Source organism: Pseudomonas sp. JR33AA, from assembly GCF_021378985.1.
In the GTDB taxonomy this organism is placed as follows: domain Bacteria; phylum Pseudomonadota; class Gammaproteobacteria; order Pseudomonadales; family Pseudomonadaceae; genus Aquipseudomonas; species Aquipseudomonas alloputida.
Map to the genome: position 1 here is coordinate 107,557 of NZ_JAJSAW010000001.1, position 26,588 is coordinate 134,144.

A 26,588-nucleotide genomic window follows, 5' to 3' on the forward strand; every position below is an offset into this window, starting at 1 on the left:
TTCACCGCACCCCACCATTTTTACCTATACTCCGCCTTACAATAGCCACCACGATTCCTGACCGGATCTCTCCATGCCCCCACGTCGGCACATTGCCTGGATAGCCTGCCTTGCAGTGCTGTTCAACCTGCTGGCCATGCCGCTGTCTTCTGCTGCGCCCAAGGGCCCGGCTGAGCAGCTGCTGTGGGGGGCTTTCTGTTCCAGCATGGCCAACAAGGCCAACGTCGATGTTCAGGCCCTGGCCAAGATCGACCTCGGCCCGCAAAGTGACGACAGCGCCGGCATGATGAACTGCTGGTGCTGCTCCGGTGCCGTGCCGCTGCTGGCCCTGCCCGGCTACCCACCACAGTTGCACAACCCGCCCACACTGCTCAGCGGGCTGCTGCCGCCACCTGCCAAGTACCACCCCACGCCGCGCCAGCTCTGGCCTGCGCTAAACCCCCGTGCCTCTCCGCTAACCTGAGTTCTTAAAGCTGTCTGCCTGAACCAGAATGGAAACGGAGATTCACCATGCTCAAGCACGCCCTCGTCATGGCCGCCCTGCTGCTGCCTGGCGCCTTTGCCAATGCCCACGAATACAGCGTGGGTGACCTGCATATTGCCCACCCGTGGTCGCTGCAACTGCCACCCAACGCGCCTAACGTCGCTGCGTATTTCGTGGTGCACAACAATGGCCAGGCCGATGACCGCCTGCTCGGCGTCGACAGCCCCATCAGCGATGACGCGCAACTGCACGAGCATGCCATGAGCGCCAGCGGCGCCATGAAGATGCAACAGGTGCCCAGCGTGGTAGTGCCTGCCGGCAAGGACCTGACCTTTGCCCCCGGCGCCTACCACGTGATGCTGATGCAGCCCAAGGACCGTAGCCTGCTCGGCGACGGCAAACGCTTCCCGCTGACCCTGCACTTCGAAAAGGCCGGCGACATCACCGTCGAAGTGGCTGTGCAGAAGCAGGCGCCAGCGGACCAGCCGCAGGCCCACGAACACGCGCACTGATACCTGCTGACAGGCACGCGCCATGAGCCTGCCGCGCCACAGCATCGGCCGTACCACCCGCCCTGACCTCAGGCGCGCCGGTGGCGGATGGCTGAGCCTGTTCGCCATGTGGATGATCTTCATCGGCCCACTGATTTCCCAGTCGATGCCGATGGACCACCACGCGGGCATGAACATGCCGATGGACATGCCGATGGCAGCTGCCCATCAGCACGGCGGCGACACCCATCACGGCCACGGCGGCGATGGCCAGCTGCATGTGATGTGGGAAAAGTGCGGTTACTGCAGCCTGTTGTTCAACTGTCCGGCCCTGCCCCAGGCCCTCAGCCCGCTCAGCGCCGGCAGCCCCCTCCCCACCACCCACCTGCTTGCACCAACGCACCAGGGCCATGCCCGGCAGGCTGTATTCCCTGGTGCGCGCAGCCGCGCCCCGCCTTATTCGATCAACGCCTGAAACCACATTTTGCGCACGAAGCCAGGAGGCTTCGCGCTGACTCATGACTGATCGACTGGAATCATTATGTCCGGCTGCACCCCTGTTTTTGCCTTGTCCCTGCGTGGGACCATCGCCGCCCTGTGCGGCTCGCTGCTCGCGCCCATGGCCCTGGCCGCCGACCCTGGCCATGAAGGCCATGGGCACGACGCACCCGAGCTGAGCCCGACGGTGATCACCGCCGTGGCCCCGAGTTCGCCGCTGACCGTGGTCACCAACCCGAAAGACCCGCGCCAGCCCGTGCCGGCCAGCGACGGAGCCGACTACCTGAAGACCATCCCCGGCTTTTCGGCGATCCGTGCCGGCGGTACCAACGGCGACCCGGTATTGCGCGGCATGTTCGGCTCGCGCCTGAACATCCTCACCAACGGTGGCTTGATGCTTGGCGCCTGCCCCAATCGCATGGACGCGCCCACGTCCTATATTTCGCCAGAAACCTACGACCGCCTGACTGTGATCAAAGGCCCGCAGAGCGTCATCTGGGGGCCCGGCGGCTCGGCAGGCACTATCCTCTTCGAGCGCGAACCGGAGCAATTCGGCACCCTCGGCAGCCGCGTCAACGCCAGCCTGCTGGCCGGCTCCAACGGCCGCTTCGACAAGGTGCTGGATGCCGCGGCCGGCAACAGCCAGGCCTATGCCCGCTTCGTCGGCAACCAGTCACGCTCGGACGACTACCACGACGGCAACAACGACACCGTGCCGTCGCGCTGGGATAAGTGGAACGGCGATGTCGCCCTCGGCTGGACACCCGACCAGGACACCTTGCTGGAGCTGACTGCCGGCAAGGGTGATGGCGAAGCCCGCTACGCCGGTCGCGGCATGGACGGCTCGCAGTTCAAGCGCGAAAGCCTGGGCCTGCGCTTTGAAAAGTCCAACCTCGGCGAGGTGCTCGACAAGGTCGAGGCGCAGGTCTACTACAACTACGCCGACCATGTGATGGACAACTACAGCCTGCGCACGCCGTCGGGTAGCGGCATGATGGGCATGCCGATGGTCAGCAACGTCGACCGCCGCACCCTGGGCGCACGCATCAAAGCCACCTGGCGCTGGGCCGACGTGCAGCTGATCAGCGGCATCGACGCGCAAACCAACGAACATCGCCAGCGTGGCGGTATGGGTGTGGACGCACACAAGGGCAAGGCCTGGACCAAGGACGCCGACTTCCACAACTACGGCGCCTTCAGCGAACTGACCTGGTACGTCAGCAGTGAGGACCGCCTGATTACCGGCGCCCGCCTGGACCGTGCCTCGGCGCGTGACTTCCGCAAAACCAGCGCCACCGAAGGCGACACCCGTGCCGATACCCTGCCGAGCGGTTTCATCCGCTACGAGCACGACCTGGCAGCCATCCCGGCCACCACCTACATCGGCCTCGGCCATGCCCAGCGCTTCCCAGACTACTGGGAGCTGTTCTCACCCAAAATGGCACCACCCGGCGCGGCCAACGCCTTCGACGGCATCAAGCCAGAGAAGACCACCCAGCTCGACTTCGGCATCCAGTACCGCACCGAGCGCCTGGAGGCCTGGGCTTCGGGCTATGTCGGGCAGATTCGCGACTACATCCTGTTCGACTACCGCACCGGCATGATGGGCATGAGTACCTCGCAGGCGCAGAACATCGACGCCCGCATCATGGGTGGCGAACTGGGCGCCGCCTACCAGCTGACTGAGAACTGGAAGGCCGATGCCACGCTTGCTTACGCTTGGGGCAAGAACAGCAGTGACGGCAAGGCGCTACCTCAGATGCCTCCCCTGGAAAGCCGCCTGGGCCTGACCTACAGCCGCGATGTGTGGAGCGTCGGCGCACTGTGGCGGCTGGTGGCGGCGCAGAACCGCATTGCCGAAAACCAAGGGAACGTCGTCGGCAAGGACTACGACAAGAGTGCCGGCTTCGGCGTGTTCTCCCTGAACGGCGCCTACAAGGTGAACAACAACCTCAAGCTCAGCGCAGGGGTCGACAACCTGTTCGACAAAACCTACGCCGAGCACTTGAACCTGGCCGGGAACGCCGGGTTCGGCTACCCGGCTACCGATCCACAGCCGGTCAACGAGCCAGGCAGGACCTTCTGGACCAAGGTCGATTTCAGCTTCTGACAACAACCACGGGCGCAGCTTCGGTTGCGCCCCTCTGCTGGTCAAACAGGAGGTTCCCATGAGAGGAACACGCATCAATTTCTATAACCTGGCCTGGCGTTGGCACTTCTATGCGGGGCTGTTCGTGGCCCCGTTCATGATCCTGTTGGCAATCACCGGGATCATCTACCTGTTCAAGCCGCAGCTCGACCCGCTGCTGTACCGCGACCTGATGGTGGTCGAGGCCGGCCACCACCGCCAAGGCGCAGACATGATGCTGGCTGAAGTGCGCCAGGCCTACCCCAAGGGCCACATCAGCCAATACCTGCCGCCACTGAATGCAGAGCGTAGTGCGCAGTTCGTGGTGCAGGACGGCGAGCGCGAACTGAACGTGTTCGTCGACCCATACAGCGGCAAGGTCCTCGGCGAACAGGACGGCAAGCAGAACCTGCAGGCCATCGCCCGCGCCCTGCATGGCGAGCTGATGGTCGGCACGGTCGGTGACCGGCTGGTGGAACTGGCTGCGGGCTGGGGCATCGTGCTGGTGGTGTCGGGCCTGTACCTGTGGTGGCCGCGCGGGCGCAGTGGCGCTGGCGTACTGTGGCCGAGGCTGTCAGCGCGCGGTCGGTTGCTCTGGCGCGACCTGCACGCGGTCACCGGCTTCTGGGGTTCGGCCCTGCTGTTGTTGATGCTGGTCAGCGGCATGACCTGGACCGGCTTGTGGGGCAAGCAATACGCAGATTTGTGGAACCGCTTCCCGGCAGCCATGTGGAACGACGTGCCCAAGTCGGACCAGCAGGCGCGTGAGCTGAACAGCGCACACCGCCAGACCGTGCCCTGGGCCATGGAAAACACGCCCATGCCACAGTCCGGTGCACACGCCGAGCACGCCGGGCACCACATGATGTCGGACATGCCCGCAGCGCCCCAGGTGAGTGTGCAACAGGTGGAAGACATTGCCACTTCGCGTCAGGTCGAGCCGGGCTACAGCATCACCCTGCCCACCACTGCCGACGGGGTGTTCACCATTGCCGTGTTCGCCGACGACCCGCGCAACGACGCCACCCTGCATGTCGACCAATACACCGGCAAGGTTCTGGCCGATGTGCGCTGGCACGACTACAGCCCGGTGGCCCGCGCCACCGAGCTGGGGGTGATGCTGCACGAAGGCAAGATGTTCGGGGCGCTGAACCAGATCATCATCCTGCTGGTGTGCCTGATGATTCTGCTGGGTTCGGTGAGCGGGCTGGTGATGTGGTGGAAGCGCCGGCCTGACGGCGGGCTGGGCGTACCGCCTTTGCGTCATGACCTGCCACGCTGGAAGGCGGCGGTGGCAGTGATGCTGGTGCTGGGGGTGATGTTCCCGCTGGTGGGGGTGTCGATGGTGGTGATGTGGGGGGTGGATAGTTTGGTGGTGAGGCGCCGCCGGGTCTTGGCCAGCGCTTGAGCCTTGTGTTGCCTGTGCTGGCCTCTTCGCGGGTAAACCCGCTCCTACAGGGGACCGCGTTGTAGGAGCGGGGTTACCCGCGAAGAGGCCGGTACAGGCGAAATGCTGAGCCACAACTGTAGAGTCGATCTGTCGCGCCCCGAACTGGAACGCGCGTGTTAGCCTAGCCGGCTACCTCTGACAAGAAGACTGGCCTTTACAAGGGAATGCTGCCTATGACGCAAACCTCACCCACAGCGACAGATGAACCGCACCTGCAACGCAACCTGACCAACCGCCACATCCAGCTGATCGCCATTGGCGGCGCGATCGGTACCGGCCTGTTCATGGGCTCGGGCAAGACCATCAGCCTGGCCGGGCCATCGATCATCTTCGTCTACATGATCATCGGCTTCATGCTGTTCTTCGTCATGCGCGCCATGGGCGAACTGCTGCTGTCGAACCTGAACTACAAATCGTTCATCGACTTCTCGGCCGACCTGCTCGGCCCCTGGGCCGGCCACTTTACCGGCTGGACCTACTGGTTCTGCTGGGTGGTCACCGGCATTGCCGACGTGGTCGCCATCGCTGCCTACACGCAGTTCTGGTTCCCCGACTTGCCGCAGTGGATACCGGCGCTGACCTGCGTAGGGCTGCTGCTGTCGCTGAACCTGGTCACCGTAAAAATGTTCGGCGAGCTGGAGTTCTGGTTCGCCCTGGTCAAGATCGTTGCCATCCTCGGCCTGGTCGCTACCGGCCTGTACATGGTCATCACCGGCTTCACCTCGCCCAGCGGGCGCACCGCCCAGCTGGCCAACCTGTGGAATGACGGCGGCATGTTCCCCCATGGCCTGATGGGCTTCTTCGCCGGTTTCCAGATCGCCGTGTTCGCTTTCGTGGGCATCGAGCTGGTGGGTACCACCGCCGCCGAAGCGAAGAACCCGGAGCGCACCCTGCCGCGGGCGATCAACTCGATCCCGGTCCGTATCATCGTCTTCTATGTACTGGCGCTGATCGCGATCATGGCCGTGACGCCGTGGCGAGACGTGGTGCCAGGCAAGAGCCCGTTCGTTGAGTTGTTCGTGCTGGCAGGCCTGCCGGCGGCAGCGAGCATCATCAACTTCGTGGTGCTGACTTCGGCGGCCTCGTCGGCCAACAGCGGTGTATTCTCCACCAGCCGTATGCTCTACGGCCTGTCGCAGGAAGGTGACGCGCCCAAGGCCTTCGAAAAACTGTCTAGCCGTTCGGTGCCGGCCAACGGCCTGTACTTCTCGTGCACCTGCCTGCTGCTCGGCGCGGTGCTGATCTACCTGGTGCCGAACGTGGTCGAGGCGTTCACCCTGGTGACCACCGTGTCGGCGGTACTGTTCATGTTCGTGTGGACGCTGATCCTGCTGTCATACCTGAAGTACCGCAAAAACCGTGCGGCACTGCACCAGGCATCGAACTACAAGATGCCGGGCGGGCGCTTCATGTGCTACGTGTGCCTGGCGTTCTTTGCGTTCATCCTGGTGTTGCTGAGCCTGGAAGCGGATACCCGTTCAGCGCTGGTGGTGACGCCGATCTGGTTTGTCGTGCTGGCGGTGACCTACCAGTTCGTACGCAGCAGGCGCCATCCCCGCACAGCTGTGCGTCACGGCTGATAGCTTAGGGGGCCGCACCGCGGCCCCAATCCTGTGCACACAAATCCATCAGGCACCAACCTGGATCCAACCTGCGCCCCAACACCTCGCACAGCCCCTCTAAACCGTACCTTTCGCCACTAGGCACACCCCTTGCAACGCCCTCCCCGCTTGCCCAACACCATAAAAAACTCAGCGGAGAGAGCACATGAAGCGTCGCAGTCTGATCAAGGCCTTTACCCTCAGCGCATCGATTGCGGCGATGGGCCTGAGCTGGAGTATCCAGGCCGCCGAGACCATCAAGGTCGGTATCCTGCATTCGCTTTCCGGGACCATGGCCATTTCCGAGACATCGCTCAAGGACATGGCGCTGATGACCATCGAGCAGATCAACGCCAAGGGGGGCGTGAACGGCAAGATGCTGGAACCGGTGGTGGTCGACCCGGCTTCCAACTGGCCGCTGTTCGCTGAAAAGAGCCGCCAGCTGCTGACTCAGGACAAAGTGGCCGTGGTGTTCGGCTGCTGGACCTCCGTGTCGCGCAAGTCCGTTCTGCCGGTGTTCGAAGAGCTCAACGGCCTGCTGTTCTACCCGGTGCAATATGAGGGCGAAGAGATGTCGCCAAACGTGTTCTACACCGGCGCCGCCCCGAACCAGCAGGCCATCCCGGCCGTGGAATACCTGATGAGCGAGGACGGTGGCAGCGCCAAGCGCTTCTTCCTGTTGGGCACCGACTACGTCTACCCGCGCACCACCAACAAGATCCTGCGCGCCTTCCTGCACAGCAAAGGCGTGGCCGACAAGGACATCGAAGAGGTATACACGCCGTTTGGCCACGCTGATTACCAAACCATTGTCGCCAACATCAAAAAGTTCTCCGCCGGCGGCAAGACCGCTGTCATTTCCACAGTCAACGGCGACTCCAACGTGCCGTTCTACAAGGAGCTGGCCAACCAGGGCCTGAAGGCCACCGACGTGCCGGTGGTGGCCTTCTCGGTGGGCGAAGAGGAACTGCGCGGCATCGATACCAAACCGCTGGTGGGCCACCTGGCCGCGTGGAACTACTTCGAATCGGTGGATAACCCGGTGAACCAGAAGTTCGTCGCCGACTGGAAGGCCTACGCCAAGGCCAAGGGCCTGCCAGGCGCTGACAAGGCGGTGACCAACGACCCGATGGAGGCCACCTACGTGGGCATCCACATGTGGGTCCAGGCTGTCGAGAAAGCCAAGTCCACCGACGTTGACAAGGTGCGTGAAGCGCTGGCAGGGCAGAGCTTCCAGGCACCGTCGGGCTTCACCCTGACCATGGACAAGACCAACCACCACCTGCACAAGCCGGTGATGATCGGCGAGATTCAGGATGACGGGCAGTTCAGCGTGGTGTGGGAAACCGAGCAGCCGCTACGGGCGCAGCCTTGGAGCCCGTTCATTCCAGGGAATGACAAGCGACCTGACTACGCCGTGAAAGGTAACTGAGTGCATGGGGCTGCTTTGCAGCCCATTCGCGGGTGAACCCGCTCCTACAGGATCCCCACTGCCCTCTGGACCGGTGAAATCCCTGTAGGAGCGGGTTTACCCGCGAAGCATCCAACACCGATTTCCAGGATTGCCCGCATGCTCAGACTCCTGCTCACCCTTCTCCTGCTGATGCCCCTGGCAACCCACGCCAGCGAAGGCGAATTCTTTCTCATCGCCAAGCCCGCCGAGCAAGCCCGCCTGCTCGAAGGCTGGGCAGCACAACCCGATGCTGCACGCCTGCCGCTGCTGGACAACCTGCGCCAGGGCCGCATCGCTGCCGACGACACCCGCAAGGTGCGCCTGAACAACCGCCTGCGCGGCCTGATCGACAACGCCCTGGCCAGCCACCAGTTGCTCAGCGACAACAGCGACACCCGCCTGGCCGCCGCACAACAACTGCAAAAAACCGCACAACCGGCGCAAATGGCCTTCCTCGACCGGCGCTTCGCCGCCGAGCCGGACACCGCCGTACAGGCCGCCCTCGGCCTGGCCCTGGCCAACCTGCAACTGGGCGCCAGTGAGCCCGCGGTACGCCTGGCCGCCGTGCGCCTGCTGGGTGAAACCGGCGACCCGCTGGCCCGTACCCGCCTCGAGGCCCTGTTGCAACCCGATGCGGAACGCGACCCGGGCGTACGCACCGCCGCCGAAACGAGCCTGGCCCAGGTCAAACGCAAACTGCTGATAGGCGAACTGCTCGGTCAGGCCTTCAGCGGCCTGTCGCTGGGGTCGATCCTGCTGCTGGCAGCGCTGGGCCTTGCGATCACCTTCGGCCTGCTCGGGGTGATCAACATGGCCCATGGCGAGATGTTGATGCTCGGCGCCTACAGCACCTACATGGTCCAGGTACTGCTGCAGCGCTTCGCCCCCGGCGCCATCGAGTTCTACCCGCTGATCGCCCTGCCGGTGGCGTTCGCCGTCAGCGCCGGGGTAGGCATGGCGCTGGAGCGCACGGTGATCCGCCACCTGTACGGACGCCCACTGGAAACCCTGCTGGCCACCTGGGGCATCAGCCTGATCCTGATCCAGGCCATCCGCCTGCTGTTCGGTGCGCAGAATGTCGAGGTGAGCAACCCGGCCTGGCTGTCCGGCGGCATCCAGCTGCTACCCAACCTGGTGCTGCCGTACAACCGCCTGGTCATCATCGGCTTCGCCCTGGCCGTGGTGCTGCTCACCTGGCTGCTGCTCAACCGTACCCGGTTGGGCCTGAACGTGCGCGCAGTCACCCAGAACCGCAACATGGCCGCCTGCTGCGGCGTGTCCACCGGTCGCGTCGACATGCTCGCCTTTGGCCTTGGCTCGGGCATCGCCGGGCTCGGTGGCGTAGCCTTGAGCCAGGTGGGCAATGTCGGCCCCGACCTGGGCCAAAGCTACATCATCGATTCGTTCCTGGTGGTGGTGCTCGGGGGCGTCGGGCAGCTGGCCGGTAGCCTCTGGGCCGCGTTCGGCCTGGGCATCGCCAACAAGCTGCTGGAGCCGCAGATCGGTGCCGTGCTCGGCAAGATCCTCATCCTTGCGTTGATCATTCTGTTCATCCAGAAGCGTCCGCAAGGCCTGTTCGCCCTCAAGGGACGGGTAATCGACTGATGAACCAGCCACTGCTTGTCACTGCTACGCAAAAGGCCGGCCCACGCCTGACCATTACCATAGGTGCCGTCGTCGTCCTGCTGCTGGTGGCTCTGCCACTGTGCTCACTGCTGCCGGCAGACCATGCCCTGCAGGTGTCGGCCTACACCCTGACGCTGGTCGGCAAGATTCTCTGTTACGCCATCGTCGCCCTGGCCCTGGACCTGGTCTGGGGCTACGCCGGGCTGCTGTCACTGGGCCATGGCCTGTTCTTCGCCCTGGGCGGCTATGCCATGGGCATGTACCTGATGCGGCAGGCCGCCGGCGACGGCCTGCCGGGGTTCATGACCTTCCTGTCATGGACCGAGCTGCCCTGGTACTGGGCCGGTACCCAGCATTTCGCCTGGGCCCTGTGCCTGGTGGTGCTGGCGCCCGGGCTGCTGGCGCTGGTGTTCGGCTGGTTCGCCTTCCGCTCGCGGATCAAAGGCGTGTACTTCTCGATCATGACCCAGGCCCTGACCTTTGCCGGCATGCTGCTGTTCTTCCGCAACGAAACCGGCTTTGGCGGCAACAACGGCTTCACCAGCTTCCGCACCATCCTGGGCTTCGACATTGCAGCCCAGGGCACCCGCGCAGTGTTGTTCCTGCTGACCGTGGCCCTGCTGCTGGCCAGCCTGTACCTGTGCTGGCGCCTGACCCGCAGCAAGTTCGGCCGCCTGCTCACCGCCGTGCGTGACGCTGAAAACCGTATGATGTTCTGTGGCTACGACCCGCGCGGCTTCAAGCTGCTGGTGTGGGTACTGAGCGCCGTGCTGTGCGGCCTGGCCGGGGCGCTGTACGTACCGCAGGTGGGCATCATCAACCCCAGCGAGATGTCGCCGACCAACTCGATCGAAGCCGCCGTCTGGGTAGCCCTGGGTGGGCGCGGCACGCTGATCGGCCCGCTGCTCGGTGCCGGCCTGGTCAACGGCATGAAAAGCTGGTTCACCGTGGCCTTCCCCGAGTTCTGGCTGTTCTTCCTAGGCGCGTTGTTCATCCTCGTCACCCTGTACCTGCCCAAGGGCGTGGTCGGCCTGTTGAAGAAAAGGAGCCAGCCATGAGAGGCGTGCCCCCAGTCCACCCGGAATTCATGCTCGAACCGGTATTCGACAACCTCGGTGCCGGGCGCGATGCCATCGGCCTGGGCCACAGCCGCAAGGCCGGCCTCGACACCCGCCACGGTACGGTGCTGAGCCTGGAAGACATCAGCGTCAGCTTCGATGGCTTCAAGGCGCTCAACACGCTGAACCTGTACATCGGGGTGGGCGAGCTGCGCTGCATCATCGGCCCCAACGGCGCCGGCAAGACCACGATGATGGACGTGATCACCGGCAAGACCCGTCCCGACAGCGGCACGGCTTACTTCGGCGATACCCTCGACCTGACCCGCATGAGCGAATACCAGATCGCCCAGGCCGGCATTGGCCGCAAGTTCCAGAAGCCCACAGTGTTCGAGGCGCTGACCGTGTTCGAGAACCTGGAACTGGCGCTGAAGACCGACAAGTCGGTGTGGGCCAGCCTGGCCGCACGCCTGAGCGGTGACCAGCGCCAGCGTATCGAGGAAGTGCTGACCACCTTGCGCCTGCTGCCGCTGGCCCAGCGCCAGGCAGGCCTGCTGTCGCATGGGCAGAAGCAGTTTCTGGAGATTGGCATGCTGCTGGTGCAGGAGCCGCAACTGCTGTTGCTCGATGAACCGGTGGCCGGCATGACCGATGCCGAGACCGAATTTACCGCCGAGCTGTTCAAGGGCCTGGCTGGCAAGCATTCGCTGATGGTGGTGGAACATGACATGGGCTTCGTCGGCAGCATTGCCGACCATGTGACCGTGCTGCACCAGGGGAGCGTGCTGGCGGAAGGCTCGCTGGAGCAGGTGCAGGCAGATGAGCGGGTGGTGGAGGTGTATCTGGGCCGCTGACCGGATTTGAATTTTTGGCGCCTGTGCCGGCCTCTTCGCGGGTAAACCCGCTCCTACAGTGGGCGTAATGCCATGGGGCGGTTCCCGTCGTAGGAGCGGGCTTGCCCGCGAAGAGGCCGGCACAGGCACAGCATCCCTTTCAGGAACTCTCACATGCTCAAGATCGACACCCTGCACCAGTACTACGGCGGCAGCCACATCCTGCGCGGCCTGTCCTTCGAAGCCAAGATCGGCGAAGTGACCTGCCTGCTGGGCCGCAACGGCGTGGGCAAGACCACCTTGCTGCGCTGCCTGATGGGCCTGGTGCCCGCCCGCGACGGCAGCATCGAATGGGAAGGCAAGCCGATCACCGCGTTCAAACCCCAGCAACGGGTGCAGGCAGGCATCGCCTACGTGCCCCAGGGCCGCGAGATTTTCCCGCGCCTCACCGTCGAGGAAAACCTGCTGATGGGCCTGTCGCGCTTCCCCGCCCGCGAAGCCCGCGAGGTACCAGCCTTCATCTACGAGCTGTTCCCTGTGCTGGAGCAGATGAAACAGCGCCGCGGTGGCGACCTGTCTGGCGGCCAGCAGCAACAGCTGGCCATCGGCCGCGCCCTGGCCAGCCGCCCGCGCCTGCTGATTCTCGACGAGCCGACCGAAGGCATTCAGCCCTCGGTGATCAAGGAGATCGGCGCGGTCATCCGCCGCCTGGCCGAGCGTGGCGACATGGCGATCTTGCTGGTGGAGCAGTTCTACGACTTTGCCGAAGCGCTGGCTGACCAGTACCTGGTCATGGCCCGCGGCGAAATCATCCAGCGCGGCCGCGGCGAAAACATGCAAGCCGAAGGTGTACGCGGGCTGGTAACCATTTAATCTGCAAGCACCGACCTTGCGAGACGCTGTCATGAGCTACGAAATCCGCGACGCCCTGCCCACCGATGTGCCGGGCATACTCGACATCTACAACGACGCAGTGCTCAACACCACGGCAATCTGGAACGAAACCCCGGTGGACCTCGGCAACCGCCAGGCCTGGTTTGAAGCGCGAGCGCAGCAGGGCTACCCGATTTTGGTCGCGACAGATGAGACGGGCGTGCTGGGGTATGCCTCGTTTGGCGACTGGCGGCCGTTCGAGGGCTTTCGCCTGACCGTGGAGCACTCGGTTTATATCCGTGGCGACCAACGGGGTAAAGGGTTGGGGCCGGTGTTGATGGCTGCGCTGATCGAGCGTGCGAAGGGGTGCGGCAAGCATGTGATGGTGGCAGCAATCGAGCGTGGCAATGCGGCGTCGGTGCGCCTGCATGAGCGGCTGGGCTTCGTGGTGACCGGCCAGATGCCGCAGGTGGGGGTAAAGTTTGGCCGCTGGCTTGATCTGACCTTCATGCAACTGGTGTTGAACTCGGGCGCCGAACCGACCTGAAATGCGGTCTCTTGTGGAAGCGGCCTTGCGTCGAAAGGGCTGCAAAGCAGCCCCGGCAGTTTTGCGGTGGAGCAAAGGTCTGGGGCTGCTGCACAGCCCATCGCGACACAAGGCCGCTCCCACAGATGCCAGCAAGTAGGCTTACATCTGGATAAACCGCCCCAGCCGCTGCTTCAGCATGTTGTTCTCACTGCGCAACTGCTGCACTTCCTGCAACAGCTCCAGCGCCAGCGCCACCCCTTCCCACTCCAGTTCCAGCTCTTGGTGCAGCTTCACCGCTCGTTTGGTCACCAACGGCGCCTGATCGTCAAACAGCCAGTCCTCCGGCGTTCGCCCGGAAGGTTCGACAATGCCATGCTCGACGATTTCGATCACGCATTCAGCCGTGACATCGGCTTCCTGACACAGGGTACGCATGTCCAGTTGAACGATCAGGGTGCTGCTCATGATCACTTACTCCATTGTGTCCTCGGGTTGAACGCAGCTTTCTCGGAAAGCTTGGTCCAGAGTTCGCGGGCAGATTCGTCCGACGCAGGCGGCATCACCACCTTGAGCTGCGCATAAAGGTTGCCGCGCTCTCCGTGCTTGTTCGCCAGGCCCTTGCCCGGTACACGCAGGCGCTGGCCGCTCTGGCTGTCAGGACGGATGGTCAGGTTGATCTTGCCATCCAGGGTCGGAACCGCCACCTTGGCGCCCAGGGCCGCCTCCCACGGTGCCAACGGCACTGTGATGATCAGGTCATGACCTTCGACATCGAACAGCGGGTGCGGTGCCATGCGGATGGTCAGGAACAGGTCACCGTTGGCCCCGCCGCCGCTGCCCGGCGCCCCCTGGCCCTTGAGGCGGATGCGCTCGCCGTCGGTCACGCCAGCCGGAATCCTCACGTTCAAGGTTTTGGTGGTGAAGCCGGTGCGCTGGCCCATGGCATTGATTTGCGGCACCTGGAAGCTGATCTGCTTGGACTCCTTGCTCAGGGTCTCTTCAAGGAATACGGCCAGTTCAAGCTCCACGTCCTGCCCCCGCCTGCCGGCACTGCGTTGCTGCTGCCGGGCGCCACCGAAGGGGTTGCCACCCGCACTGCGCCCACCGAAGATCGAGCTGAAGAAGTCGGAGAAGTCGCCGCCTTCGAAGCCGCCGCCACCGCCGCGGTTTTCCCAACCCGGTGGTGCCTGGAACGGTCGGCCATGCTGGCCGCCGTACTTGCGGATTTCGTCGAACTCGGCACGTTTCTGCGCGTCGCCCAGCACCTCATAGGCCTCGTTGGCCTCTTTGAATTTTTCCTCGGCGTCGCGCTCCTTACTGACATCGGGGTGATACTTGCGCGCCAGTTTGCGGTACGCGGCCTTGATCGCCTTTTCGTCCGCAGTGGGCTCTACGCCGAGTATCTTGTAATAGTCTTTGAAGTCCATTTGTGGATCACCAATGTGAATGTGCGTGTTGCAACTGAAGATAGGGGTCAAGCATAGCCTTTCAAGACCGACTTGGGTTTGCCTCAAGGCAGACGACTGGTCTTGATTCTGTAGCCAACTGGCATACACTGCGCGGCCGTTTTGCCTCCGGAAGCCCATTTCCCATGTCTGACGTATCCCCGGCCCGTGCCCTGGGCATCGACTTTGGCACCTCCAACTCCACAGTCGGTTGGCACCGGCCTGGCGTCGAGTCGCTGATTGCCCTGGAAGACGGCAAGATCACCTTGCCCTCGGTGGTGTTCTTCAATATCGAAGAGCGGCGCCCGGTGTATGGCCGCCTGGCGTTGCACGAGTACCTGGAAGGCTACGAAGGCCGCCTGATGCGCTCGCTGAAAAGCCTGCTGGGCTCAAAGCTGATCAAGCACGACACCAGCGTGCTGGGCAGCGCCTTGCCGTTCAAGGACCTGCTGGGCATGTTCATAGGCGAGCTCAAGAAGCGCGCTGAAGCGGCCGCTGGTCGTGAATTCGACCAGGTGGTGCTGGGCCGCCCGGTGTTCTTCGTCGACGAAGACCCGGCTGCCGACCAGGAGGCCGAGGACACATTGGCCGACGTGGCGCGCAAAATCGGTTTCAAGGACGTGTCGTTCCAGTACGAACCGATTGCCGCAGCGTTCGACTATGAGTCGAGCATCAGCCGCGAAGAGCTGGTGCTGATCGTCGACATCGGCGGCGGTACCTCGGACTTCACCCTGATCCGCCTGTCGCCCGAGCGCCATCGGGTCGCCGAACGCCAAAGCGACATCCTCGCCACAGGCGGTGTGCACATTGGTGGTACCGACTTCGACAAGCAACTGAGCCTTCAGGGCGTGATGCCGTTGTTTGGCTACGGCAGCCGCATGAAGAGCGGTGCGCTGATGCCGACCAGCTACCACCTCAACCTGGCCACCTGGCACACCATCAACGCCTTGTATTCGCAGAAATCACAGTTGGCGCTGGGTAGCATGCGCTATGACATCGAGGACAGCTTCGGCATCGATCGCCTGTTCAAGTTGATCGAGCAGCGTGCCGGGCACTGGCTGGCGATGGAAGTGGAAGCCAGCAAGATCGAGCTGACCGAGCATGACAGCCGCCACATCGACCTGGGCCGCGTCGAGCCCGAGCTGACTGCGCAACTGACCCGCGCACTGTTCGAGGAGGCGATCGAAGGTCTGCTGGAGCGCGTGCGCGGTAGTGTGACTGAACTGCTGGCCAAGGCTGGGGTAAGCGAAGACCAGGTCGATACGGTGTTCTTCACCGGTGGCTCCAGCGGCATTCCGGCTCTGCGCAACAGTGTTTCGGCGATGCTGCCGAATGCGCGGCATGTGGAAGGCAACATCTTTGGTAGCATTGGTAGCGGGCTGGCCATCGAGGCGCGCAAGCGTTACGGTGCGGCCTGATTTTTCGTTTAGCCTGTACCTGCGAAAGGGCTGGGGCTGCTGGCCAATCTCTACCCGCCGTTCACCGTTGCCGCCGCTACCGTATTCGCGGGTAAACCCGCTCCTACACACCGATCGGGGGTGGACACACATCGGTGATTGGCCGCAGGCCGTCGTGTAGGAGCGGGTTTACCCGCGAAGAGGCCGGTACAGGCCAATACAGGATCAGACCAGCTCCGCCCGCTTCAGCTCACTCTTCAGATAGGCGTAGTAGATGGGCCCCGCCACGACACCGGGCAGCCCGAACGCCGCCTCGAATACCAGCATCGCCAGCAGCAATTCCCACGCCTTGGCACTGATCTGCCCACCCACGATCCGCGCGTTGAGGAAGTACTCGACCTTGTGGATGACGATCAGATAGCCCAGTGCCGCCGCCGCCACCCAGATCGACAGCGACAGGCCGACGATGGTGATCAAGGTGTTGGACATCAAGTTGCCGATCACCGGCAGCAAGCCCAGCAGGAAGGTCAGCACGATCAGCGTCTTGGTCAGCGGCAGGTGCACGTCGAACAGTGGCATCACCACGGCCAGGAAAATGCCGGTGAAGATCGTGTTGAGCAACGAGATCTTGATTTGCGCGAACACGATGTTGCGAAACGCCTTCACCAGCAGGCTAAGACGTTCGAACAGCGCCGCGGCCAGGGGCTTGCGCCGGGAAATATCGGGAATACGCTGCAAAGCGATGATGGCGCCGAGGATCATGCCAATCAGCATCGTCACGAACATGTGCGCCATGCCCTTGCCCACCAGCTGCAAATCGCTCAGGTGGCTCTTTATCCAGTCACCGATGGCCACCTTGAACTCTGCGGCACTGGCAGGCAGGTAGCCCTCAATGAAGGGTGGCAGCTGGCCGCGCGCACGCTCGACCAAGGCCATGAACTTGTCCAGCGAGGCGCCGGGGTTTTCCGCCTCGTGCAGCAGGAAGCTGAAGGCACCGGCAATCAGCAGTGTCAGGGTGCTGACCACCAGCGTGCCGAGCAGCGCCACGGCCAGCCAGCGCGCGCGTTGGCCAGCCAGCAGCGGTTGCAGGCGCGGGGTCAGCATGTTGACCAGTTCGAACACCAGCAGACCGGCCAGCAGGCTGGGCAGCAACTTCAGGGGCAAAGCCAGCAGTAGCCCAGCCATGACGATGATCAGGCTGGCCAGGGTGATCTGACGGGGACTAAAGGTCATACAGCCTCGACGGCAGACAGCGGGAATGCCGCAGTCTGCCAGCCTTGGCGGCGCAGGCATAGGCGCAGGTCACTTCTTCTTCAGGCAATCGCTCATGAAGGCCTTGCGCTCGTCCCCCTTCAGGGCTTTGGTGGTGGCGTCAGCATTGCAGGTCTTCATTTTCTCTTGCTGGGTTTGTGGCACTTCCTTTTTCAGGCAGGTGCTCATGAACGCTTTGCGTTCATCGCCCTTGAGGGCCTTGGCGGTGGCGTCGGCGTTGCAGGTTTTCATCTTTTCCTGCTGCGCGGTATTGGCAGCGAAACCTTGGGCACTGAACAGCACCGCCAGCGCCAGTAACGGGATTTGCAGCACTTTCATGGAGTGGTCTCCTTGGTTCCGTGCCCGATGCACGGGGGTCGAACTGAGTGTAGCCAAGAATGTTCAGCGCCCCGCCCGCGCCTGCCGGCGGTACTGCTCGGGTGTACACCGGGCCTGGCGCTGGAACATGGCGATGAACGCCGAAGCGCTGCTATAGCCAAGGTCGAAGGCAATGGCCTGAATTGGCAGGCCGGCTTCCAGCGCTTCGATGGCACGCAGAAAACGCAGGCGCAGGCGCCATTCGCCAAAGCTGATGCCCAGCTCGCGCAGAAACTGGCGGGCCAGTGTACGTTCGCTGACGTGCACGCGTGCGGCCCAATCGGCCAGCGGGCGGTTGTCCCCCGGCTCGGCGCTGAGCGCATCGAGCACCTGGCGCAAGCCATCGCTGTGGGCAAACGGCAGGTAGCAGGCCAGGGTGGGCGCCAGCAGCAACTGGTCAAGCAGCACCTGTATCAGGCGCTGGTCACGCTCGTCCTCGGCCACCTTGAGATTGCGCCGGGCGAAGTCACCGAGGATGGCCTTGAGGATGTCACTGATCATCAGGCTGCACGGGTGCGGTGGCAGCGCGGCACACAGGCTGCGGTCGAGATAGATTGAACGGTAGACGATGGCCTGGGGGTTGTAGCAGCCATGCTCGGTGTCGGGCGGCACCCAAACGGCGTAGTGCGGCGGCGACAGGAAGCGCTGGCCAGCCACATCCAGCTGCATTACGCCGTGGGCGGTGTAGTTCAGCTGGCCCCAGGCGTGTTGGTGCACCGCGCTGTGGGTGTCGGCCACGAACTCGTCGTGGCGGAAGTACACCGGGGCCGGCAGTTGGGTGAACTGGGGGATATCGAGGTATTTGCGCGGCATGCTGTCTGCTTTGCGGGGTGGGTTGTCTGGATAAGAGTATAGGCTTATGAACAGACAGTTGATAATGACTGGCACCGGGGCTTGCTGCGCAGGCCATCGCGACACAAGGCCGCTCCTACAGGGCCCCACGTTACCTTCCAGGCCTGTGCGGTTGGTGTAGGAGCGGCCTTGTGTCGCGATGGGCTGCAAAGCAGCCCCACCCAGTCCACAACGAGTAGTCCGCTACATGAATTACCTGTTCCCCCTCACCGCCATCCTCATCTGGGCCGGCAACACCGTGGTCACCAAGATGTCCGCCGGTGCCATCCACCCTGCCGAAATCGGCTTCTACCGCTGGCTGCTGGCCGGCTTGCTCTTCACGCCGTTCCTGCTGCCCGCCGTGTGGCGCAACCGCGCAGCCATCCGCCCACACTTGGGCAAAGTGTTCATGCTGGGAGTGCTGGGCATGGCGATGTACCAGAGCCTGGCCTACTTTGCCGCCGGCATCACCAGCGCCACCAACATGGGCATCATCCTCTCGCTGATGCCGCTGATGTCGCTGGCACTGTCCATCGCCTGGCTGGGCCAGCGCCTGAGCTACGGCGCCCTGCTGGGTGCGGTGGTGTCATTCTTCGGCGTGCTGGAAGTGGTCAGTGCCGGGCACCCCGCCAGCCTGCTGGAACAGGGCCTGAACGGTGGCGACCTGTTGATGCTGGTGGCCACCCTGGCCTACGCGCTTTACAGCTTCCTGCTGAAGAAATGGCAGTTGCGCCTGCCACCGCTGCAGTTGCTGTACTTGCAGGTGCTGGTGGCAATCGTGGTGCTGCTGCCGCTGTACCTGCTGTCGGAAAAGACGGGCCTGCACAGCCATAACATCGGCCTGGTGCTGTACGCCTGCGTGCTGGCTTCGATGATCGCGCCGCTGCTGTGGATGCAGGCCGTGCACCGCCTGGGCCCAAGCCGCACCACGCTGTTTTTCAACCTGCTGCCGCTGGTCACCGCGCTGATCGCCGCCATGGTGCTCGACGAGCAACTGGCCAGTTACCACCTGGTCGGCGGCTTGCTGACCCTGGCCGGCGTAGTGCTGGCCGAACGCTGGACCACGCCGATCCGCCGCCAAGGCACTTGAGCTAAAGCCCCGCCGCCTTGAGCCGGGCGGCATGCTCGGTGAACAGCCGCACCGGCTCCGCGCTTTTACCCACGGCACCAAGCGACTGGTTGACGATGTCCAGGTGATCGAGCGGGTAATCGTCGCCGATCACCTGCCCCAGGTGCGAACTGAAACGCCCGACCATGCCGTCGCAATGGCCCTTTTCCTTGATGAAACTGCGTGCGAACAGGCGGCAGAAGTGGCTGCTGCCATCGAAGCGGTTGCGCCCCTGGTCTGTCAGGCCGGGTTGCAAGGTGCCGGACCAGGAGTAATAGCGGACGCCATTGACCTCATAGGCCCCTTCCCCACCCCAGGTTTGCGGCAGGCCTTGTGGATAAGCCTGGTTGAACAGCGCCACCCCGGCACTGGTCAGCGACTGATGCGAAGCGTGCACATCCACCGGCAGCGGGTCACGACGCCAGCCGGTTTCCAACCACACCAGCAGCACGGCAAACCCATGCAGCACGACCTTGAGGATGCGCCCCTGGGGTGAATCGCCCGGTGCCGTACGTTCAAGGTGGTCGGCCAGCTCAGAACCATGGTTGGGCCCCGCCACCGAGGTGACCGATGCCACCCGCTCCGGCCGTTTGGCCGCTGCGTATCGCGCGCTCAGGGCACCCTGGCTGTGGCCGATGAGGTTGACCTTGTCGACGCCGGTACGTTGGCAAATATCGTCGATGATCGCCAGCAACTGCTCGCCGCGCACCTCGCTGGAATGCAGCGGCGAAACCTGCACCGCAAACACCTGCGCACCGCCCTTGCGCAGGGCCGGCACAATGCCGAACCAGTATGGGTAGAGCACCATCCGGACAAACCCGAGCATGCCGGGCACCAGCACCAGCGGGTATCGCGTGGCCAAATCCTGCTGCATGGCCGCAGCTCCTTTGCGTGTACGACGGGCCAACACTACAGCGGCCATCATGACCACCGCAATCGAACTCCCGGCGCGCGTTGTGGTTCAAAACCACACAAACCCTTTGCAAGGAGCGGGACCATGTACAAGCAGACCCTGGCAATCCTTCTGGCAAGCGCCACCCTGGCCGCCTGCGGCAGCCGCCCGGAAAACCCGGTGGACTACGTCACCTACCGCGATGAGCCGCTGGTCAAGCAGGTGGAGAACGGTATGACCATGCAGAAGGTCATCGCCATTGGCGGCAGCCCGTCGAACGTGATCGACCTGCCGCACGGGGGCACCTGCAACGACTACATCCTCAACCGCGACGGCAAGCAGCAGCCCTATTACGTGCGCTTCGATGCCACCGGCCATGTCGATGCCAAAGGTTTCAAGACCTGCAAGCAACGCCAAGAGGACAGCGACGCCCTGCACGGCGCGTAAGCCTGCGCCCCAACCTGACCCAGACCCCTGCTGGAGAGAACCATGAGCAATGTTGAGCTGACCGATGTGAAAACCCTGCGCGAGCGTGCACGCCTGCATGTGGAGCAGGGCGCGGTGACCGAGGGTTACCACGCCGACCGTGAACAGATCCTGCGCCTGCTTAATGAATCGCTGGCCACCGAGCTGGTCTGTGTTCTTCGCTATAAGCGCCATTACTTCATGGCCAGCGGCATCAAGGCCAGCGTGGCTGCCGAGGAGTTTCTGGAACATGCCAACCAGGAAGCCGAACATGCCGACAAGTTGGCCGAGCGCATCGTGCAACTAGGCGGGGAGCCGGACTTCAACCCCGACAACCTGACCAAGCTCTCGCATGCCCAGTACGTGGCCGGCAATTCGCTGAAAGAGATGGTACTGGAAGACCTGGTGGCAGAGCGCATTGCCATCGATAGCTACCGCGAGATCATTCAGTACATCGGGGATAAAGACCCGACTACCCGTCGTATATTCGAAGACATCCTGGCCCAGGAAGAAGAGCACGCGGACGATATGTCCGACCTGTTGCAAGGCCTTTGATTTCTGACACCCTCAAGGGGCCGCTTTGCGGCCCCTTGCTATTTCCGCGCTTTTACCGCCGCCGGCGCCTTGCCGGCCTTCATTTGCTGCAACAACGGGGTGCACTGGTTCGGGTCATCCCCGCTGCTGGGCGCAATCAGCGCCAGCAACCCTGCCGCCGGCCCGGCAACCACACCCAGCGCAACCATCCCTGCGCCACGCAACGCCAACGGCAGTGCCTGCACACCGGCGTTCGGTTTGGCAAACGGTCCGCGCACATACAGGGGTGAACGCAGGGAGAACAATCGCAGCCCTTTTGATTCCGGAGTGATGTTCAAATCCAGTTGCTCGGAAGCGAAATTCGCCGTGCCGTCGATGTAGATGATCGCGTTCTCGGTATCGAAGATGAACAGCCGTGTAGTCGCCAGGCCATCCTTGATGCCGACATCGGCCGCCGCACAGTTGATCTTAACGTCCTCATCACCAAACAGCTTGCCGACCACGTAGTTGCCCACGTTCAACCCGGCAATTTCCATCAGGCTGCGACTGATGGCGCCATCGTTGATCAGCATGCGCAAGTCGCCATTGGCTGTACCCAGCAAGGCGGCTACCGAGTTGCCACGGCCGCTGATGTCGGCGTCGCCATTGAGCTCACCAAAGCTGGTCTGCATTGGCGCAAAGGTGGGGAACAGTTGCTTGAGCTTGAAGCCACGCGCAGTCAACTTCGCGCGGCCCTGCAAGGGTACGCTGCGCCCGTCCAGACGAATGTTGGAGGCCAGGCTGCCGCCGGCCACGCCAAAGCGCAGGGGCTCCAGACGCAACAGGCCGTCTTCGAGCACCACATGGGCCGACAGGTCAGTGAACGGCAGTTGCGCACTGTGCACGATGCGCTTGCCAGCAAAGGTGACATCAGCGTCCATTGCCCGCCAACGCTCGGTGCGAAACGCCTCCACTGGCAGCACCTTGCCTGCAGGCTGCTTGCTGGCACCGCCGCGGGCCTTCTGTTCGGCATTGGAGTCGGCACCGATCAGCGGCGCCAGGTCCTTGAACAGCAACTGGTTCGATACCAGGTTACCGGACAGTCTGGGCCGTGGCTGGCTGGCAACGAAGGCCAGGTCCCCATGGATATCGCTGTCGCCGATCTTGCCGTTGAAGCCCTGGTAATTGAACGTCGCCCCTGGCGCCGCCTGCAGGTTGGCGCTTAGGCGTCCGTCGGTGGAATAGGCCGGGGTGTCAGGCAAGGTGACCCCGGTCAAGGGGTAGAGGTTGCCCAGGCTGGCACCCGACAAACGCAGGCGCAGGTCGAGGGCACCAAGGTTGCGCGGGTCGGTGAGGGTGCCGGCGAGCACCACATGGGTGTCGGCGATGCGCACATCGGCCTGCAGCGGGAACGGCTGCCTGGCGTCCTGCAAGGCCAGCAGGCCGCCGATCTTGCCGGTGCCGGACACTGGCTGGCCTTTGTAGCGGCCCTGAGCCTTGAGGCCGAAGGCATAGTCCTGCGCCCCGCTGGTCTTCTCGGCGCTGGCCTTGCCGACAATCTCGCTGAACGGGATTGGCTTGCCAAGCGGGTCGATCTGCACCTTCATGCTGGTTTTGAGGGTCTGGTCGTCGAAGCTGACGTTGCCTTGGTCAAAGCCGATGGCGCCGATGTCCAGCTGCCATTTGGAAGGTTCGGCGTTTTCATCCTTGGGGCCGAAGTCGAAGACCCAGTTGGCGCGGCCATCGGCCAGGCGAGTGAGGCTGGCAGCGGGCTTGGTGAGGTTGATGCGGGGTATGCTGATCTGCTGGAACACCAGCGGCAGCGGCGCCAGGCGAAACTCCACGCGCTCAAGGCCGACCATTTTCGGCTCCTTGAGCCACTCGGGGTTGCCCAGCGTCAGGTCTTCGGCAATGAAGTGCGGCCAAGGCACCCAGGCACGCCAACCGCCCTCTTCGGGCTCGGTACGCCAGTGCACGGCGAGGTTGCCGTTGATCGCGAAGGGCCGATGCAAGGCTTCGGAAACCTTCTCGTTGAGCAGTGGCTTGACGCGGTTCCAGTCAAAGGTGGCAATCACTACCACCAGGATCGCCAGCACGGTAAGCAGGCTGGCGAGGGTCCAGACGAAGATTCTGGCGGGACGCGTCATTGCGTAATTCTCCTTGCGGCATGACAGAAACAGGCGCAGCGATGGCCTCAATAACTCCGACTGATGAAAACCCGTGAGGTTTTATCGATGGCGCCATGATAGCGGAGTTTTTCCTGGCCTTTTGCTCAGAAATTTGTCGCACCGGGCTGCACATGTTACCCACCGCCAATAGCGTCACGCGATTGCCTGCATGGCTGCAATGGCCGGAATAGACGCCGTGCAAACCTCTATCAATATGGTCGATTGTTACCATTACCCGTATGAACTTCTCTCTGGCGTTACGCGGCGTAGCATTGGCTTCGTACCCACTTTCCAGCCCCCGAGAGGAGCACCGAAATCATGAAACGCCATCTGCTGACCCTGACCCTGTCCCTTCTGGCCGCCAACGCTTTCGCCCTGCCGGCGTCCGAGCAACACCTGACGTCCGAAGCGCGCTCCAGCGCAGCCGAAATCGCCCAGCCGCTGAAAGCCGTGGCTGAAGGTGGCTCCGATCGCCTGATCGAACGTACTGGCCGCGTTGCCGAAGGTGGCTCCGATCGCCTGATCGAACGTAATGGCCGTGTTGCCGAAGGTGGCTCCGATCGCCTGATCGAACGTTCCGGCCGTGTAGCTGAAGGCGGCTCCGATCGCCTGATCGAACGTTCCGGCCGTGTAGCTGAAGGCGGCTCCGATCGCCTGATCGAACGTACTGGCCGTGTAGCTGAAGGCGGCTCCGATCGCCTGATCGAACGTACTGGCCGTGTAGCTGAAGGTGGCTCGGATCGCCTGATCGAGCAGGCTGGCCGTGTAGCTGAAGGTGGCTCCGATCGCCTGGTTGAACTCAGCCGTGTGAGCTGATCGCCATGGCCGAAAAGAACAACTTCTGTCACAACGCTTGCTCCCCTCCAGGCCCGGTCCATTGACCGGGCTTTGTTTTTTTATCTAGAGTGCCCAGCCTGACCGTTACAGAAGCCCGCATCATGCTGCCGCGCGCCGAACAGAAGCTACAGACCCGCCAGGCCCTGCTCGATGCCGCCTGCCTGCTCATGGAGAGTGGCCGGGGTTTTGGCAGTATCAGCCTGCGCGAGGTGGCGAAAACCGCTGGCATCGTGCCGACCGGCTTCTACCGGCATTTCTCCGACATGGACGCCTTGGGCCTGGCCCTGGTCGCCGAGATCGATACCACCTTCCGCCAGACCATCCGCCTGGTGCGCCAGAACGAATTCGAACTGGGCGGCATCACCGACGCCTCGGTGCGCATCTTCCTCGACGTGGTCGCCGCCCACCGCGCGCAGTTCCTGTTCCTGGCCCGCGAGCAGTACGGCGGTGCACAGGCCGTGCGCCAGGCCATTGCCCGCCTGCGCCAGGATATCAGCGACGACCTTGCCACCGACCTTGCACGGATGAAGCGCTGGCAACACCTGGACAGCGCCGCGTTGGCGGTGATGGCCGACCTGGTGGTGAAGACCGTGTTCGCCACCCTGCCCGAGCTTATCGACAACCCGGAAGCGGGTTATCCACAGGCCCTGACGCCCCAGGAAAAGATCACCCAGCAGTTGCGCTTCATCTTTGTCGGGGCGCGGCATTGGCAGGGGCTCGGCAACCCAGGCTACTGAAAACCCCACTTCTGCTACCATGGCGCCCTGCCCGACAGCGACGAGCGCCGAAATGTCCGACCCCCGCCCCACCCTGCCCGAACTGGCCCGCTTCAACCAGCACTTCGCCGAACGCATCGTCCCGCTGTGGCAAGGCCCGGGCTGGAACGCCGACATGGCGCTGCCCTACGAAGCGCTGGACGCCCAGCACCAGCCGTTGCCGGTGCAGCGCTACCGGGCCATGGCCTGTGCACGCCAGCTGTATGTGTTCAGCAGCCGTATCGGGCAACCGGGCGCCGCGGAGCGTGCCGCAGCCCTGTTTCGCTCGCTGCAAAAGCACTTCCACGATGCCGAGCACGGTGGCTGGTTCTACAGCATCGACGCCCACGGCAAGCCGCTGGACCGGCGCAAGGACCTGTATACCCACGCCTTCATCGTGTTCGCCTGCGCGCATTACTGGGGCAAAGTGCGCGAAAGCCTGGTGGAGTCCACTTTGAATGCCGCGCTGGGCATCATCGAGCAGCAGTTTGCCCGTGACGATGGCCTGTACGAAGCCTGCCTGGGCGAGGACTGGGCCGACCTTGGCAGTGGCCCGCTACAGAATCCGCAAATGCACCTGGCCGAAGCGTTCCTGCAAGTAATGGCGGTGCGTGGCGACGAACATGTCCGCCAGTCGCTGCTGCAATTGTGTGAGGCGCTCGAGGCGCATTTCATTGAACCGGCCCACGGCCTGATGCTGGAAAAGCCCCGCGGGGCTGTGGATAACTGGTTCGAGCCGGGGCACCAGTTCGAGTGGTTCTACCTGCTGCATACCTCCCCGCTGCTGCGTGACACGCCGCTGCATGCGTCCATCGACCGGGCTTTCGGCTTTGCCGAGCAGTTCGGGGTAAAAGAGGGAGCGGTTCTGGCAATGCTGGATGGGGATGGCCGGGTGCTTGATGCCTCCCAGCGCATCTGGGCGCAGGCCGAGTACCTGCGGGCGCTTACATTGCGTGAAGGCAGTGAAGCAAAGCTGCTTGGGCAGTTAAGCGCCCTTTCAGCGCGGTTCCTGCGTGATGCCGGCTGGTATGAATGCCGAGCGGGTGACGGAGCGGTGAGCAGGGATGACATGCCATCGACCACCCCTTATCACTTGGCTACCTGCCTGGAAGGGCTGAATCAGGCGAGTACCTAAAGAATCTGTCAGGGGGGGAACGTTTCCTGCTGCCGGAAGCATCTCCCCACACCTATGTTGGTGCTCCTTTCTCGAACGTTCAGGAGTTATCAACATGGAAGCAGAAGCCTTCAAGGCATTTGTTGAAGAGCAGATCAACCGAGCGGCACAAAAGATCATCGACAGCGGCCACCGCTATGATGAACATTCCCATGGCAAACTCAGCTACCTGCTAAGCCTGCGCCGCGTCATCAATAGCAAAGCATCTGCCGAGGACCTGGGCCGGCATGACGGCATCAATGATGTGCTTCAAGCGTTAGGCATCATCCCTGAAGACAGAACGTACTTGTCCTATATCAACTAAGCGATCCAGCTGCACCGCGAACCGGGCCTTCCCGGCTCGCGGCTTG

Annotated in this window: 27 protein-coding genes; 20 read left to right on the forward strand and 7 right to left on the reverse strand. The window is 63.2% G+C overall.

Annotated elements, in window-relative coordinates:
* Positions 1-73: 73 nt before the first annotated feature.
* The 12 genes from LVS58_RS00495 to LVS58_RS00550 all read left to right on the forward strand — a co-directional run bounded on the left by LVS58_RS00495 (position 74) and on the right by LVS58_RS00550 (position 13,042).
* Entirely contained in the window at positions 74-463 is a 390-nt protein-coding gene (locus tag LVS58_RS00495) for a DUF2946 domain-containing protein (protein ID WP_233689470.1), read from the forward strand.
* A gap of 47 nt (positions 464-510) precedes the next feature.
* Positions 511-996 carry a copper chaperone PCu(A)C gene (locus tag LVS58_RS00500; protein ID WP_233689471.1) on the forward strand — a complete coding sequence of 162 codons (486 nt, stop codon included), beginning with the start codon at positions 511-513 and terminating at the stop codon, positions 994-996.
* Positions 997-1,018: 22 nt separating this feature from the next.
* On the forward strand, positions 1,019-1,450 hold the full coding sequence (locus tag LVS58_RS00505; RefSeq protein ID WP_233689472.1) for a DUF2946 domain-containing protein: 432 nt from the start codon (positions 1,019-1,021) through the stop codon (positions 1,448-1,450).
* 66 nt (positions 1,451-1,516) lie between these two features.
* Positions 1,517-3,583, forward strand: coding sequence for a TonB-dependent copper receptor (locus LVS58_RS00510; protein ID WP_233689473.1), 2,067 nt, complete (start codon positions 1,517-1,519; stop codon positions 3,581-3,583).
* A 58-nt stretch (positions 3,584-3,641) separates the two neighbouring features.
* Positions 3,642-5,009, forward strand: coding sequence for a PepSY-associated TM helix domain-containing protein (locus tag LVS58_RS00515; protein WP_233689474.1), 1,368 nt, complete (start codon positions 3,642-3,644; stop codon positions 5,007-5,009).
* Between the two features lie 215 nt (positions 5,010-5,224).
* Positions 5,225-6,631 carry a D-serine/D-alanine/glycine transporter gene (gene cycA / locus LVS58_RS00520; RefSeq protein ID WP_233689475.1) on the forward strand — a complete coding sequence of 469 codons (1,407 nt, stop codon included), beginning with the start codon at positions 5,225-5,227 and terminating at the stop codon, positions 6,629-6,631.
* Between the two features lie 187 nt (positions 6,632-6,818).
* On the forward strand, positions 6,819-8,084 hold the full coding sequence (urtA, locus tag LVS58_RS00525; RefSeq protein ID WP_233689476.1) for an urea ABC transporter substrate-binding protein: 1,266 nt from the start codon (positions 6,819-6,821) through the stop codon (positions 8,082-8,084).
* 138 nt (positions 8,085-8,222) lie between these two features.
* On the forward strand, positions 8,223-9,710 hold the full coding sequence (gene urtB, locus LVS58_RS00530) for an urea ABC transporter permease subunit UrtB (RefSeq protein ID WP_442796420.1): 1,488 nt from the start codon (positions 8,223-8,225) through the stop codon (positions 9,708-9,710).
* Positions 9,710-10,789, forward strand: a complete 1,080-nt coding sequence (gene urtC / locus LVS58_RS00535; protein ID WP_233689477.1) for an urea ABC transporter permease subunit UrtC — start codon at positions 9,710-9,712, stop codon at positions 10,787-10,789. Before urtB ends, urtC begins: the two co-directional genes overlap by 1 nt.
* Positions 10,786-11,643: an urea ABC transporter ATP-binding protein UrtD gene (gene urtD, locus LVS58_RS00540; RefSeq protein WP_144180699.1), complete on the forward strand. Its 858-nt coding sequence runs from the start codon at positions 10,786-10,788 to the stop codon at positions 11,641-11,643. Before urtC ends, urtD begins: the two co-directional genes overlap by 4 nt.
* A 153-nt stretch (positions 11,644-11,796) precedes the next feature.
* The gene (gene urtE, locus LVS58_RS00545) at positions 11,797-12,495 is read left to right on the forward strand and encodes an urea ABC transporter ATP-binding subunit UrtE (RefSeq protein ID WP_104962633.1); all 699 of its coding nucleotides are present in this window, start codon (positions 11,797-11,799) and stop codon (positions 12,493-12,495) included.
* A gap of 31 nt (positions 12,496-12,526) precedes the next feature.
* On the forward strand, positions 12,527-13,042 hold the full coding sequence (locus LVS58_RS00550; RefSeq protein ID WP_233689478.1) for a GNAT family N-acetyltransferase: 516 nt from the start codon (positions 12,527-12,529) through the stop codon (positions 13,040-13,042).
* Between the two features lie 141 nt (positions 13,043-13,183).
* Here the strand turns inward: LVS58_RS00550 and LVS58_RS00555 are convergent, their stop codons facing one another.
* Positions 13,184-13,489, reverse strand: coding sequence for a chaperone modulator CbpM (locus tag LVS58_RS00555; protein ID WP_003249630.1), 306 nt, complete (start codon positions 13,487-13,489; stop codon positions 13,184-13,186).
* 2 nt (positions 13,490-13,491) lie between these two features.
* Positions 13,492-14,451: a curved DNA-binding protein gene (gene cbpA, locus LVS58_RS00560; protein WP_233689479.1), complete on the reverse strand. Its 960-nt coding sequence runs from the start codon at positions 14,449-14,451 to the stop codon at positions 13,492-13,494.
* Between the two features lie 164 nt (positions 14,452-14,615).
* Between cbpA and LVS58_RS00565 the strand changes: the two genes are divergently transcribed.
* A complete protein-coding gene (locus LVS58_RS00565) occupies positions 14,616-15,887 on the forward strand; it encodes an Hsp70 family protein (RefSeq protein WP_233689480.1) in 1,272 nt (423 codons plus the stop codon).
* Positions 15,888-16,091: 204 nt separating this feature from the next.
* Here LVS58_RS00565 and LVS58_RS00570 read toward each other — a convergent pair whose 3' ends face one another.
* From LVS58_RS00570 to LVS58_RS00580, 3 genes are all read right to left on the reverse strand, one after another.
* Positions 16,092-17,099: an AI-2E family transporter gene (locus tag LVS58_RS00570; protein ID WP_233689481.1), complete on the reverse strand. Its 1,008-nt coding sequence runs from the start codon at positions 17,097-17,099 to the stop codon at positions 16,092-16,094.
* 69 nt (positions 17,100-17,168) lie between these two features.
* Positions 17,169-17,456, reverse strand: coding sequence for a PsiF family protein (locus LVS58_RS00575; RefSeq protein WP_063911894.1), 288 nt, complete (start codon positions 17,454-17,456; stop codon positions 17,169-17,171).
* Positions 17,457-17,519: 63 nt separating this feature from the next.
* Complete coding sequence (locus tag LVS58_RS00580) at positions 17,520-18,308, reverse strand: AraC family transcriptional regulator (protein WP_233689482.1); 789 nt, start codon at positions 18,306-18,308, stop codon at positions 17,520-17,522.
* A 226-nt stretch (positions 18,309-18,534) separates the two neighbouring features.
* Here LVS58_RS00580 and LVS58_RS00585 point away from each other — a divergent pair, with 226 nt between their 5' ends.
* Positions 18,535-19,416, forward strand: coding sequence for a DMT family transporter (locus tag LVS58_RS00585; protein ID WP_233689483.1), 882 nt, complete (start codon positions 18,535-18,537; stop codon positions 19,414-19,416).
* 1 nt (position 19,417) lies between these two features.
* Here the strand turns inward: LVS58_RS00585 and LVS58_RS00590 are convergent, their stop codons facing one another.
* Positions 19,418-20,308, reverse strand: coding sequence for an esterase/lipase family protein (locus tag LVS58_RS00590; RefSeq protein WP_233689484.1), 891 nt, complete (start codon positions 20,306-20,308; stop codon positions 19,418-19,420).
* Between the two features lie 123 nt (positions 20,309-20,431).
* On the opposite strand from LVS58_RS00590, the gene osmE reads away from it, so the two are divergent.
* Entirely contained in the window at positions 20,432-20,773 is a 342-nt protein-coding gene (gene osmE / locus LVS58_RS00595) for an osmotically-inducible lipoprotein OsmE (protein WP_004576961.1), read from the forward strand.
* 42 nt (positions 20,774-20,815) lie between these two features.
* A complete protein-coding gene (locus tag LVS58_RS00600; protein WP_233689485.1) occupies positions 20,816-21,346 on the forward strand; it encodes a ferritin-like domain-containing protein in 531 nt (176 codons plus the stop codon).
* Positions 21,347-21,384: 38 nt separating this feature from the next.
* Here LVS58_RS00600 and LVS58_RS00605 read toward each other — a convergent pair whose 3' ends face one another.
* Positions 21,385-23,451, reverse strand: coding sequence for an AsmA family protein (locus LVS58_RS00605; RefSeq protein ID WP_233689486.1), 2,067 nt, complete (start codon positions 23,449-23,451; stop codon positions 21,385-21,387).
* A gap of 339 nt (positions 23,452-23,790) precedes the next feature.
* Between LVS58_RS00605 and LVS58_RS00610 the strand changes: the two genes are divergently transcribed.
* The 4 genes from LVS58_RS00610 to LVS58_RS00625 all read left to right on the forward strand — a co-directional run bounded on the left by LVS58_RS00610 (position 23,791) and on the right by LVS58_RS00625 (position 26,542).
* Entirely contained in the window at positions 23,791-24,288 is a 498-nt protein-coding gene (locus LVS58_RS00610; protein ID WP_233689487.1) for a phage infection protein, read from the forward strand.
* A 122-nt stretch (positions 24,289-24,410) separates the two neighbouring features.
* Positions 24,411-25,046, forward strand: a complete 636-nt coding sequence (locus LVS58_RS00615; protein WP_003249603.1) for a TetR family transcriptional regulator — start codon at positions 24,411-24,413, stop codon at positions 25,044-25,046.
* 52 nt (positions 25,047-25,098) lie between these two features.
* Positions 25,099-26,199 carry an AGE family epimerase/isomerase gene (locus LVS58_RS00620; protein WP_233689488.1) on the forward strand — a complete coding sequence of 367 codons (1,101 nt, stop codon included), beginning with the start codon at positions 25,099-25,101 and terminating at the stop codon, positions 26,197-26,199.
* A 94-nt stretch (positions 26,200-26,293) separates the two neighbouring features.
* On the forward strand, positions 26,294-26,542 hold the full coding sequence (locus tag LVS58_RS00625) for a hypothetical protein (RefSeq protein ID WP_004576967.1): 249 nt from the start codon (positions 26,294-26,296) through the stop codon (positions 26,540-26,542).
* Positions 26,543-26,588: the final 46 nt, after the last annotated feature.